At 61.6% G+C, this 12,843-nt stretch carries 7 protein-coding genes; 4 read left to right on the top strand and 3 right to left on the bottom strand.

Features of this window, described 5'->3' with window-relative positions; all coding sequences use genetic code 11:
- Positions 1-228 precede the first annotated feature (228 nt).
- Both mnxG and KBP52_RS07355 read right to left on the bottom strand, forming a co-directional pair.
- A complete protein-coding gene (gene mnxG, locus KBP52_RS07350; RefSeq protein WP_212622502.1) occupies positions 229-6,054 on the bottom strand; it encodes a manganese-oxidizing multicopper oxidase MnxG in 5,826 nt (1,941 codons plus the stop codon).
- Between the two features lie 200 nt (positions 6,055-6,254).
- Entirely contained in the window at positions 6,255-6,863 is a 609-nt protein-coding gene (locus KBP52_RS07355; RefSeq protein WP_077572069.1) for a lytic transglycosylase domain-containing protein, read from the bottom strand.
- Between the two features lie 206 nt (positions 6,864-7,069).
- Here KBP52_RS07355 and gspG point away from each other — a divergent pair, with 206 nt between their 5' ends.
- The 3 genes from gspG (at position 7,070) to KBP52_RS30655 (ending at position 9,397) form a co-directional block, all read left to right on the top strand.
- Positions 7,070-7,498, top strand: a complete 429-nt coding sequence (gene gspG / locus KBP52_RS07360) for a type II secretion system major pseudopilin GspG (RefSeq protein WP_034152611.1) — start codon at positions 7,070-7,072, stop codon at positions 7,496-7,498.
- Between the two features lie 14 nt (positions 7,499-7,512).
- Positions 7,513-8,700 (top strand): type II secretion system F family protein, encoded by a 1,188-nt coding sequence (locus KBP52_RS07365; RefSeq protein WP_077572067.1) that lies wholly within the window; start codon positions 7,513-7,515, stop codon positions 8,698-8,700.
- Between the two features lie 76 nt (positions 8,701-8,776).
- Positions 8,777-9,397, top strand: coding sequence for a hypothetical protein (locus tag KBP52_RS30655; protein WP_212622503.1), 621 nt, complete (start codon positions 8,777-8,779; stop codon positions 9,395-9,397).
- 1,327 nt (positions 9,398-10,724) lie between these two features.
- Here the strand turns inward: KBP52_RS30655 and KBP52_RS07375 are convergent.
- Positions 10,725-11,624 carry a LysR family transcriptional regulator gene (locus KBP52_RS07375; RefSeq protein ID WP_212622504.1) on the bottom strand — a complete coding sequence of 300 codons (900 nt, stop codon included), beginning with the start codon at positions 11,622-11,624 and terminating at the stop codon, positions 10,725-10,727.
- Positions 11,625-11,753: 129 nt separating this feature from the next.
- Here KBP52_RS07375 and KBP52_RS07380 point away from each other — a divergent pair, with 129 nt between their 5' ends.
- A complete protein-coding gene (locus KBP52_RS07380) occupies positions 11,754-12,773 on the top strand; it encodes an alpha/beta hydrolase (RefSeq protein WP_212622505.1) in 1,020 nt (339 codons plus the stop codon).
- Positions 12,774-12,843 lie beyond the last annotated feature (70 nt).

Here is a 12,843-nt window from a genome sequence, read left to right on the forward strand (position 1 = left end):
TCTTCAGCCTCACCCTCAAAAACCGGATTGCTCCCATTCGCGAGCAAGCTCGCTCCCACAAGGGATTTGCATTCCTACCGCATCCTCACTGCCAACCACCGGCCCCTGTAGGAGTGAGCCTGCTCGCGATGGCGTCATCTGCCTCACCATCCGAAACCGAGTAGCCCCAATCGCGAGCAGGCTCACTCCTACAGGGGATTTGCATCCACCGGGACATTGTCGTTTTGCCTACTGCCCCTGCGGCGCCGGCTCGGGTTCGTTGGTTACGCGCAGCAGTCCCCATAACCCGGAGGTGTTGCCGTAGGCGGCGTAGTCGCGGAACAGGTAATCCCCCGGTATCGCATTGCTGCCGCCGGCGCTCGGGATCATGAAGCTGAAGTGCGCGGCCGGCAGGACGCTTTCGTGGGCGCCGATGTACATCGACATCGGGTTGTAGCCGAAGCGCACCGAGCCGACGCCCGGCGAGCCCATCGGATAGCCACCGACATCACTCTTCTCGGCCTGGAACGGGTTCACCGACCAGACGTGCCCGTCGAGCTGGAACGTGGTGCCACGACTGCCACCGCTCGGCATCAAAATATGCGTACGGAACGGCTGCCCCGGTTTGGCATACAGCACCGGCGTCTGCGGATCGCCACCCACCAACGCATTGCTGTAAGCCATGTGCGCGTTGGTCATATCGCCATAACCCGCGCCATCGGCATGCCCGAACGGTGCGTCCGGGGCGAGGCCGAAGCGGTACCACAGCGGTTCGGTCTTGTAGTTGATCGCCATGCTCGAGTTGTCCTGCGGATCGGTCGGCACGCCGAAGCCCTCAGCCGCAATCCCTTCCACCGGCCGGCCATTGGCCCAACGGGTGTTCAACGCCTTGTGCCAGACCATCGCAAAATCGCGGTAGCTGGTTTGCCCAGGCGCCGTCACCGTGGCGTTGACCTTGCGCGCATCGTCGACCCAGGTCGCGCCGATCGGCAGGATGCTCATCGCCCCGCCGAGGCCTTTTTGCGGTTGCTTGATCACGTCCGCCGGGGTGAAATTCAAACCGCCGAACTCGACCGCCGTGGCATTGATGTTGTCGACGCTGCGGCCCAGTTGCGTCACCGGTTTGCCTTCACGCTCCAAGTGCCCGGCGTAGTACTGATAGGTACGGGTCGGGTACGCGCCGCTGTTGCCGACGCGCGGTGGCACGGTCTGGATCGGGTTGGCGCCGACGTTGGCGCCGTCGGATTTAGTGATGTCGTACGCCAGCAATTGCGCATGCAGGCCGACGTGGCTGGATGGCCGCATCAGGTTGTTGCTGAACGTTGTCGAGCCCAGACCGCTGTTGCGATCACGCTTGACCATGCCTTGCATCACCGCCGTCTGGGTCAGGTCAGGCATCACGCTCGGCAGACGGTTTTCCAGGGTGATGTTGATGCAATCCCCCGCCGCTGCGCGCAGCACCAGCGGTTCGACCGGGATGCCGGGTTTGAGCTTGCCGCTGAGCGGATCAAGGTCCGATTTGCGCACATACAGAATCGCAGTCGGGTCATGCAGCGGCCCGCTCTGCCCGCCGATGGTGATGGTTTCGCCATCCTCCGGATCGGTCACGGTGACTTGTGGAATGCTCACCGTGCGCGAGTTCAGCACCAGGGTGCCGCCCGCCGGATTCAGCGGCCCGCCGACATGCTGACCGAGCCCTTCGGGATCGCCGATGGTCAGGCCCAGCGCATTGCCGAGGATGTCATTGGCCAGTGCCGCGACCACTTCGTAGTTGCGCTGTACCGTCGGCCGCGTGCCGATGCCATTGGGGTTGGCGCTGATCCGTGGGCAACTGCCCTCGAACGCCACGGTGTTGCGCATGCCCGCCGGATTCGGGTTGTTGGGGATGGCGAACAGGTCGGCGCGTTTGGCGGTGTAGTTGCGCATCACGCCCCAAATACCGCTCCAGTAGCCTTCGATCGAAGCGTCCATCGAGTACAGATAATCGCCCGTGGTCGCCGCCGAACTGGAGAGCATCGACACCGGCGCAATGAAGCCCATCTGCTCGGAGATGCCGATCATTTGCGACGCGCGCCAGCCGGAGTTGGAGCTGTTGCCGAAACCGGAACCGCTCTGCAGCCATTTCACACCGTGCAGGGTGACGTTGTGCTCTTCTTCATGGCCACCGGCATGCACACGCAGTCGCACGTTGTCGCCGGTATAGGTGCGCAGCATCGGCGTGAACGGGTCACCCGGTTCGGCGCCGCCCTTGTTGATGTGCGGTGGAAACAGCGTGGTGCCGCCGGTGGGTCCGGTCGCCGAGGTGAGCAGATTCGGCGCCAGGTTCATCGCCGGAATCGCGCGGTCGGTGCGGCTTTGCATGGCGAACGACAGATCACCACCGAGGCCGTCGGCCTGCATGCCGCGCTTGCCGTCCGGGCCGACCTTGTTCGGGTCGTACACGCGCAGGGCCAGCGGTTCGTTGCGATAGTTGACGACGAACATGCCCGGATCATCCACCGAGATCGCCTGCGGACATGGCCGGCTCGGGCAGCCCGGGACCTGACCGCCCTGCACTTCCAGTACACCCTCTAGCAAGTTGCTGGCGTTGTTGCGCACGGGCGGATTGATCGCGTAGCGAAAGCTGTCGGCGGTCGCCGGGAACGCCTGGGCATTCGGCACACCGTTGGGGCCGGCACCGACGTAGACACCGGCTTCATAGGCGTGCTGGAAGTCGCTGTATTCGAGGAAGAACTCGCGGAAGCTGTCGTTCTTGCCGTCGCCGTCGAGGTCACCGGTGTTGATCACCGCTTGCCACGACGTCGGCCCACCGTCCTGACGCGCGCCGCTGTAGAGAGGCTCGCCGGTTTCGGCGTGGAACCAAGTGGAACCGGCCGGCTCGGCCAACACAGTGGCGTACAGACCAATCTGCTGATGCGTCGATGGGCCGAGGTGGTCGTGGGTGAAGATCGTGCCGAGGCCGCGATCGACGCCCTTGGCGTTGACCACCGGATCGACGAACCAGCGCTGCATCGCCGTGCGCGCACCGAGCCAGTCGGCGCGGCCGTACTGGCCGAAGAACGGATGGTTCTTGGCTTTCGGGCAAGCCTGGGTGCCGTCGCGCGGGTCAGTGCTGGCGCATTGGTTGAACTCACGGATCGCGTGAATGCGTTCCTGCACGGCGCCGGGCGAGAGCACGCCGTCCTCGTAGTTCCAGCCATTGGACGAGCCGTCCGCCGAGGTCAGATCCCATTTCGGCAAGTGGATGTGCTGGCCGATCACGTCGGTCGGCGTGCGCACCTGATAGTCGTCCATCTCGTAGGTGGCCGGCACCAGGTTGGTTTGCTGGTATTGCACGCAATCGAAAGTGTTCATGCGCATCACCAGCGGCTCTGGCGGACGCTGCTTGGTGATCACCGGCCAGGCGTCTTCCCACAGCGCCAGAATGCGCGCTTGCGGGAAGTGATAGCCGACCTTGTTGTACACCGCGTCGAACTGGATGTTGGCGGCTTTGTAAATGCGTGGGCGGTCGGCGGTGAAGCTCGAGGCGCCGACAAAGGACATGCCGTCGATGCGTTCACCGCTGGCGAACTCACCGCTGCCAGCGCTGCTGGTCAGGCGTTTTTGCCGATCGTCCATGCACGGTTCGTAGTACGGCGCGCCGGCCATTGGCAAGGCGCCGTTGGTGCGAAAGGCCTTGGCCACCACTTGATTGCCGGGCAGCAAGGCATAACTTGGATGGTCTTTTTTCGCGTGGAAGGCCATCGCCGCTTGTTCGACTTCGGTGCCTTCTTCCGGCAGGTAAATCGGTTTGGCGCGGGTGACTTCCTTGGAGAAGTCCAGCGAGGTGGTCACGGTGTGCGCTTCGCCTCCGGCCGAAACGCCATCCAGTGCGTGACGCTGCAAGCCGCCATTCCAGCCACCGGACTGCGCCGGGTCAAGGTTGGCCCACAGCGCTTTGCCGCTGGCCTTGAGCGCTTGCGCGGTGGCCGCGTCGAGCATGTCCAGCGGCGGGGTTGGCGGACGTTGGCCGACCGAACTTTCCATGCCACCGATCCAGAACGGATAGCCCGGGTTTTTCAGGCTGCCGTCGGCATTGCGGTTGGCTTCACTGCGATCGACCAGCGCCAGTGAGCCGATGGCTTGACCGCCAGCGTTGCCGCCGTGGTGCTCGCCGTCGTCATCGCCCTCTTCTTCGTCGTCATCATTACCGGCGACCAGGGTTTCACCGATTTTCGGCACCACCACGACTTTGCCGGGCATCGGCGCCATGGCTTTGCCCGGCAGCGGCACAATCGCCGGTATCGGTGTGCCGGCAACGATTTCGCCGTCCGGCAAGGCGCGTGCACCGGCCGCCGGTTTGCCACTGCGCAAGGCAAACGGTTCGCTGTGATAACCGTCGGCGCCCTGCTGCGACACGTCGAGTCGAGTGCCTTCTTCGAAGACATCGTGCACCCGCCACATGGCCCACATGCCTTGGGCGAAGTGCGGATAGAAATGGCAGTGATAGATCGCATCGCCGGCCACGCGGTTGCGGTTGCCGGAACCGCCATTGGCGATTTCGTAGGTATAACCGGCGCCCGGCCCGATGCCTTGGGCGTCGACATAATCGGAGTTGTCGTCGTTGGGGTTGAACAACCATTGATGGCCGTGCAAGTGGAAGATATGTTGCTCGTGGCCATTGTGGGTATTGCGGAATTTGACGAAGTCACCGATGTAGCTGTGGTTGACGTTCGACGGCTCCGACGGATACAGGGCCATGGTGGCTTTCACCCCGATCTGATCGGCGCGCGGTGTCTGGCCTGGGGCGATGTTCTCAAGCCCGGCGTTGGCCGGCACATCCACCAGCATTGCCACATCGCCAACGGTGTGCGAACTGAGGAAGAATTCTTCGTAGGCGCAGGACAGGCAATCGTGCATCGGCCCTACGCCCAAGCGGTTGGCGACCACTTCGGCGCCCATGCCGCCGGAGCCGTAGTTGATCATGAACGAGTCGCGGGTCGGCTCCAGCACATGGGCCATCACCGGATCCGCCCAGTACGCGGGGAACGCTTGGGTGGCGGCGGTTTCGTCCTGGAATTGCGAGGCAAAATCGCGGAACGCTTCGAGGCGGTTGGGGATCGCCGGGTTGCGTTTGCCCATCGATTCCAGCGGATAGGTGCTGGGCGGGAAACTGCCGTCGGCGTTGCTGCCCATGACAATCGCATCGCTTTCGCTGGAAATGATTTCATTGCCGTCGACCATGCTGATGATCGGCGTACCGGCCTTGCCTTCACGCAACCACGGTTCGCGTTGCGGGTAGCGCGCCTGGTAATCGACGATCGGTTGGCCGGTGGGCGCGCGGCCCGTGGTGGCCAGGCGCATTTCTTCTTCGGTAAGGGTATTGCGATAAGTGCGACCGCCCTTGGGCAGCACGACGACCTGACCGAACAAGCCATTGGCAACGTTGCCGGCCGCACCCTCGCCACCGAACGTTGCGCCACGGCTGCTGACGGCAAACGCGCCCTCGCGCTCGGCGTACAGGGTGTAGGAACGGCTGGCACCCGGTGGCACCAGACTGTTGGCGTTACGCCCGGTGAACGAAGAAATGTCATCGATGCTGTTCACCGCTTGCAGGCCGTTGACCTGGAAACCGACGTGACGATCCGCCACCTGCTCATCGACTTTGAAGGCTTCGGCGCCGTTGGCGTTTTCGACCCCTTCCTCGCCCTCGTTTTCAAAGTGCTTGTTCGGGTTGGCCTGATAGTCGAGCAGGTTCTGCAGATTGATCGTCAGGCAATCGCCGGCAGCTACGCGCAACACCAGCGGCCGCGGACGCTTGTCCGGACGCAGCGAGACTTTGCCCGGCGCCGCTGAGCCGCCGTACGCCAGCGACTGGTCATGTTCATCCACCACGTCGCGGCGCAAGGCGAACATCATGCCGTTGGCGTTCTGCGCACCGAGGCGGTTGAACATCAGCGGTTGATCGAAGGCGACGACGTTGGCCACCAGATTGTGCTCGCAACGCACAGCCGCGCCGGCCAGTTCGACGCTGAGCATCGAGGCCAGAATCAGCAGCCAGTTCAACAGAGACGGAGCGTGATGAATGCCAACCATGATCAGTAACCTCGTAGTGGGTGCTCTTGGGAACACTTCTCGACAAATGCCCCGGAGCAATCCGCGTGCCACAAAAAATTACATGTCCGTTCAAGCAGTTACCGCAACGATTTGAGAGTTCGGGGGATATTCCCCACCCGTTTCCCCCACTTTTCGGGCCTTGGCCGTTTGCCCCGAAAGTGGGGAAAACCGGGTTGGGGTCACAACGGCGCATCCATGGCCAGCCCTTGCAGACGCCGGTACTGACGCAAGACATTCGGCACATAACGCTGGGTTTCGGCGAACGGCGGAATCACCCGGCCACGGCTGAGCACCGCGTCCGGCCCGGCGTTGTAGGCCGCCACCGCGAGAGCAATGTCGTTGTCGAACAGGGTCATCAGGCGCTTGAGGTATTTGGCCCCGCCCTGGATGTTGGCCTTGGGGTCGTAGACGTCGGTCACACCCAGCTCGCGTGCGGTGTCGGGCATTAACTGCATCAGTCCGCCGGCGCCTTTGGCCGAGGTCGCGCCTGGGTTGTAATGGGATTCGGCATTGATCACCGCGTGCAGCAGCGCTTCGGGTAATTGATTGACTTTGGCGGCTGCCGAGACCAGTTCCGCGTAGGGCTGGTTGGCGATCATTTGTGGCTGTTGATCGAGGCTGGCCACAGGCATTTCAGCCTCGTGGATCACCCGTTCGTAAGTGCGTCCGGGCCGGTGAACGTTGGACAGCACGTAGCTGCCCTTGGCGTCCACGGAGATGAACACATCGGCCTGCGCGGCGCCGCTGAGCAGCACACAACCGAGCAATCCGCTGGCGATAAATTTCATGTCGGGCCTCCCCGGATCGACCCCGATAAATTGGGGGAAATGCCCCAATGGCCGATCACGTTTGAGCCATACGCAAGCACTGTGCCGACTCTTGATAAGCCCGTACCACAAGGGCTTCAGCCAAGTTGACGTTCTTGAGTGGGGGCTGAGCATGGCATTTGCATAAGCCCTTTACGCGACACGGCTGCCACTCACGGGAGGTCATCATGAAGCTGCAATTTCGTCCGCGTGACCAACGCGGTTTTACCCTGCTCGAATTGCTCGTGGTGCTGGTGGTGCTCGGCCTGTTGGCCGGGATCGTCGCGCCGAAATACTTCGCCCAACTCGGCCGCTCGGAAGTGAAAGTGGCCAAGGCGCAGATCGAAGGACTGAGCAAGGCACTGGACATCTATCGACTGGAGGTCGGCCATTACCCGTCCACCGAACAGGGCTTGCAGGCCTTGGTCACCGCACCCAGCGACGAGGCGAAATGGACCGGCCCGTACCTGCAGAAAAAGCTCCCGCAGGATCCGTGGGGACGTAACTACACCTACCGCTATCCCGGCGAAAACAGCGAGTACGACTTGCTGTCGATGGGCAAGGACGGCCAGCCCGGCGGCGAAGGCGAAAACGCCGAAGTGACCAACTGGCAGTGAGCGGAGCGCGGCCCATGCGATTTCATTTGAAAGCGGTTGGCAAGGCTGGGGTGGTGTCCTTGAGTGTGGAGGCGCCGGGTGACAGCGAGGCGCGGCGCATCGCCGAGGATCAGGGTTTGCGCGTGCTCAGCCTGCACGTAGACAAGCACTGGCGTTCGCTGAAACTGCGTCAGCGCGAGACCTTCAATCTGGTGTTGTTCAGCCAGGAACTGACCACGCTGCTCAATGCCGGCCTACCGTTGATCGATGCGCTGGAAAGCCTCGCCGAAAAAGAATCCGCCCCCGCTGCCCGGAAAACCTTGAGTGAGCTGGTTCGCTTGCTTTACGAGGGCAAATCCTTCTCGCAGGCGTTGGGCCAGTTGTCGGCGGTGTTCCCGCCGCTGTACGTGGCGCTGGTACAGTCCAGCGAGAAGACCGGTGCGGTCGGCGATGCGCTGGGCCGCTATGTCAGTTATCGCCAGCGCATGGACGAGGTGCGCCAGAAGATCATCAGCGCCTCGATCTACCCGATGCTGTTGCTGATAGTCGGCGGTGGCGTGGTGCTGTTCCTGATGGGTTATGTGGTGCCGCGCTTCAGTCTGGTGTTTGAAGGCTTGGGCAATAACCTGCCTTGGCTGTCGCAGGTGTTGATGAGTAGCGGCATGTTTTTGCATGCGCATCAGGCGGAGTTCTTCGGTGCATTGGCAGCCATTGTCATCACCCTCGCCGTGCTGCAAAAGCAACCGGCGTTTCGCCGTGGCCTGGATCGGCTGGTGGAGAAACTGCCGGCCGTGCATCAACGGATTTTCATGTATGAACTGGCGCGGTTTTATCGCTCGCTGGGGATTCTGCTGCAAGGCGGGATTCCACTGGTGACCGCCATGGCCATGGTGCGCGGCTTGCTTACCGTGGCATCACGGGTGCGACTCGATCAGGCGTGCGAGCGGGTGCGCGAGGGGCAATCGCTGTCCACCGCGCTGGAACTCAATCACCTGGTGACGCCGGTCTCGCTACGACTGCTGCGCGCCGGCGAACAGTCCGGCAACCTCGGGCAGATGATGGAACGCAGCGCCGATTTCTACGACGAGGAAATCAGCCGCTGGCTGGAGTGGTTCGTGAAGTTGTTCGAGCCGCTGCTGATGACGTTTATCGGCCTGCTGATCGGGGTCATCGTGATCCTGATGTACATCCCGATTTTCGAACTGGCTTCGAGTATTCACTGACCCCGGGGAACGGGTCCGGTCCCTGCAACAACGCACTTTTACGTTCCCAAACAAAACCACAAAGACGGAGAACGATATGCACATTAAAAAGCTCGTGCTCGCAATGGCCATCGGCGCAGTTCTGTCAGCGTCAACGGTGCTGATTCCGGACAGTTTGTCCGGGGTATCCAGTGCTTATGCCAAGGATGGTGGGAGTGGTGGTGGAGGCAGTGGGGGCGGTGGGGGCGGTGGCGGAGGAAGTGGAGGTGGCGGTGGCGGTCATGGCGGCAATGGCGGTGGCAGCGGTGGTGGGAGCGGTGGAAGTGGCGGTGGCAGCGGTGGCGGCGGCAGTCATGGGGGCGGCGGCAATAGTGGCAGCGGTGGCGGCGGCAACAGTGGCCACAGCGGCAGCGACCACGGCTCGGGACACTCGGGCGACAGCGCCTCATCCGGCCGCAACGGCACGCACGCCGAAGCGGGAGATGACCACGGCGTCCATCGGGCGGGTGAAGTCGGCGATGACCACGGCGTCCACCGCGCGGGTGAAGTCGGCGATGACCACGGCGTCCACCGCGCTGGCGAAGTCGGTGATGACCACGGCGTCCACCGCGCTGGCGAAGTCGGTGATGATCGTGGCGTCCATGCTGCGGCTGAAGCCGGCGATGATCGCGGCGTGCATGTCGGCGGCGAGCCTGGCGATGACAAGCGCGCCAACTAATCATTAGACACACCGCAAAACCTGTGGGAGCGAGCCTGCTCGCGAATGCTGTGGGTCAGTCAATGATGTTTTGACTGACACAACGCTTTCGCGAGCAAGCTCGCTCCCCCAAGGGTTTGTGGCGTGCGCAGATTTCGCAGACAACCACCATCAATTGTAGGAGCGAGCCTGCTCGCGATAGCGGTCATTCAGACACTGAAGCTGTGACAGACAGAACGCTATCGCGAGCAGGCTCACTCCTACAGGGTTTTTGCGGCGTTTGAAGATTACGCAAACGACCGTTAACAAATGTGGGAGCGAGCCTGCTCGCGAATGCTGTGGGTCAGTCAATGATGTTTTGACTGACACAACGCTTTCGCGAGCAGGCTCGCTCCCACAGGGTTTTGTGGCGTGCGCAGATTTCGCAGACAACCACCATCAATTGTAGGAGTGAGCCTGCTCGCGATAGCGGTCATTCAGACACTGAAGCTGTGACAGACAGAACGCTATCGCGAGCAGGCTCACTCCAACAGGGTTTTGTGGCGTACGCAGATTCCGCAGAAGACCCTTATCAAATGTGGGAGTGAGCCTGCTCGCGAATGCTGTGGGTCAGCCAATGATGTTTTGACTGACAGTACGCTTTCGCGAGCAGGCTCGCTCCCACAGGGTTTTGTGGCGTGCGCAGATTTCGCAGACAACCACCATAAATTGTAGGAGTGAGCCTGCTCGCGATAGCGGTCATTCAGACACTGAAGCTGTGACAGACAGAACGCTATCGCGAGCAGGCTCACTCCAACAGGGTTTTGTGGCGTACGCAGATTCCGCAGAAGACCCTTATCAAATGTGGGAGTGAGCCTGCTCGCGAATGCTGTGGGTCAGCCAATGATGTTTTGACTGACAGTACGCTTTCGCGAGCAGGCTCGCTCCCACAGGGTTTTGTGGCGTGCGCAGATTTCGCAGACAACCACCATAAATTGTAGGAGTGAGCCTGCTCGCGATAGCGGTCATTCAGACACTGAAGCTGTGACAGACAGAACGCTATCGCGAGCAGGCTCACTCCAACAGGGTTTTGTGGCGTACGCAGATTCCGCAGAAGACCCTTATCAAATGTGGGAGTGAGCCTGCTCGCGAATGCTGTGGGTCAGTCAATGATGTTTTGCCTGACACAACGCTTTCGCGAGCAGGCTCGCTCCCACAGGGTTTTGTGGCGTGCGCAGATTTCGCAGACAACCACCATCAATTGTAGGGGTGAGCCTGCTCGCGATAGCGGTCATTCAGGCACTGAAGCTGTGACAGACAGAACGCTATCGCGAGCAGGCTCACTCCTACTGTTTTATCCGCGTATAAATCAGAGGGCGACGTGGCTCTCGTTCAGGCGTTCACGCAAAAATTCAACCAGCGCCTGCACCGGTCTGGAGGCCTGACGATGTTGCGGGTAAACCGCTGAAAGTGTCAGCGGCTCCGGGCGCAAATCATCCAGCACCGGCACCAGCCGGCCATCCTTCAGCGCTGCGCCAACGATGAACGTCGGCAGATAAGTAATGCCCATCCCCTGCACCGCCGCATCCCTGAGCAACTCGCCGTTGTTCACCCGCATGCGCCCAGTGACGTTGACCAACAGCGGCTTGCCCTGCCCCGCATTGAAACGCCATTGCACCGAACGTCCATGCCCATACGGCAGACAATCATGCCTGTGCAGATCTTCAGGCTTGAGCGGCGTGCCGCGTTCGGCGAGGTACGCCGGACTGGCGCAGTACACCCGTTCGATCGAGGCGATGCGCCGGGCAATCAGTGTCGAGTCTTCCAGCACGCCAATGCGCAGTGCCAGATCGTAGCCCTCACCGAGCAAATCCACCGGCCGATCACTCAGATCAACCTCAACCGTGACTTCTCTATATCGCTGCAAGAACAGCGGCAACAGACAGCCCAGATGCGCCACGGCAAACGACAGCGGCGCACTCACACGAATCGTTCCGCGCGGCTCGGCAGTCTGCCCGGCGATGCCCTGCTCCACTTGCTCGACTTCGCCCAACAGCCGTAGTGCCGATTCGTAATAACTCTGCCCCAGCGGCGTGACGTCCAGGCGCCGAGTCGAGCGGTTCAACAACCGCACGCCGAGACGCTCTTCCAACTGCATCAAACGCCGGCTGACGAACTGCTTGGACAGGCCCAACTGATCGGCCGCTGAGGTGAAGCTGCCGGAGTCCATGACCTGGCAGAAAATACGCATGTCTTCGAACGGGTTCATTGTCACTCTCTGGTGGACAGTTAAACGCTTTATAGCCGCTTTTTCACTTCTCGGCACCCTATTAATCTGTGTCCACGGTGTTGAAACCAACCCCCCACACACTCAACAAACTCAAAAATGGAATTGAACATGAACATCACGAAAACCCTCACCGCTTCCCTCCTCGCCCTGTCCATCGGCAATGCTTTCGCCGCCGAGACCTCCGGTGTCGAACACAACACCCAAGCCTTCCTCAACGCCCTCGCCGCCGGCGGTGGCAAACCCCTTGAGCAACTGAGCCCGAAAGACGCCCGTGCAGTACTGACCGGCGCCCAGGCTTCGGTGAAAGTGGATCTGTCGGGAGTTGAAGTCAGCGACAAGGCGATCAAGGTCAACGGCCAGACGATCAACCTGAAAGTGGTGCGGCCGGCCAAGGTCAAAGGCGAGTTGCCGGTGTTCATGTTCTTCCACGGTGGCGGCTGGGTCCTCGGTGATTATCCGACCCACCAGCGCCTGATTCGCGACTTGGTGGTGGGCTCTGGCGCCGTCGCGGTGTACGTCGATTACACGCCGTCGCCGGAAGCGCAGTACCCGACCGCGATCAATCAGGCTTACGCCGCGACGAAATGGGTGGCAGAAAACGGCAAGGACATCGGTGTCGACGGCAAGCGTCTGGCGGTGGCCGGCAACAGCGTCGGCGGCAACATGGCGGCGGTCGTGGCGTTGATGGCCAAGGAACAGAAAGCCCCGGCGCTGCGCTTCCAGTTGCTGATGTGGCCGGTGACCAACGCGCAGTTCGACGACGGTTCGTATCAGCAATTTGCCGAGGGCCACTTCCTCACCAAAGGCATGATGCAGTGGTTCTGGGACAACTACACCACCAACCCCGCCGAGCGTGCGCAAATCCATGCCTCGCCGCTGAATGCCAGCGCAGAACAGCTCAAAGGCTTGCCTGCGGCACTGGTGCAGACTGCCGAGTTCGACGTGCTGCGTGACGAAGGCGAAGGCTATGCGCGGCACCTCGATGCGGCCGGCGTGGCGGTGACCTCGGTGCGCTACAACGGGATGATTCATGACTTCGGCCTGCTCAATCCGTTGAGTCAGATTCCTGAAGTGAAGGCGGCCGTGCGTCAGGCAGCGGCTGAGCTGAAAACCCACTTGCAGCCTTAACGGCAAAAGATCGCAGCCTTCGGCAGCTCCTACATTGGAATACGTTCTCCTGTAGGAGCTGCCGCAGGCT

It is taken from the genome of Pseudomonas sp. SCA2728.1_7 (assembly GCF_018138145.1).
GTDB lineage: Bacteria > Pseudomonadota > Gammaproteobacteria > Pseudomonadales > Pseudomonadaceae > Aquipseudomonas > Aquipseudomonas koreensis_A.

Coding starts and splice junctions, on each gene's coding strand:
- mnxG (WP_212622502.1), bottom strand. CDS start 6,054: ATGGTTGGCATTCATCACGCTCCGTCTCTGTTGAACTGGCTGCTGATT.
- KBP52_RS07355 (WP_077572069.1), bottom strand. CDS start 6,863: ATGAAATTTATCGCCAGCGGATTGCTCGGTTGTGTGCTGCTCAGCGGC.
- gspG (WP_034152611.1), top strand. CDS start 7,070: ATGAAGCTGCAATTTCGTCCGCGTGACCAACGCGGTTTTACCCTGCTC.
- KBP52_RS07365 (WP_077572067.1), top strand. CDS start 7,513: ATGCGATTTCATTTGAAAGCGGTTGGCAAGGCTGGGGTGGTGTCCTTG.
- KBP52_RS30655 (WP_212622503.1), top strand. CDS start 8,777: ATGCACATTAAAAAGCTCGTGCTCGCAATGGCCATCGGCGCAGTTCTG.
- KBP52_RS07375 (WP_212622504.1), bottom strand. CDS start 11,624: ATGAACCCGTTCGAAGACATGCGTATTTTCTGCCAGGTCATGGACTCC.
- KBP52_RS07380 (WP_212622505.1), top strand. CDS start 11,754: ATGAACATCACGAAAACCCTCACCGCTTCCCTCCTCGCCCTGTCCATC.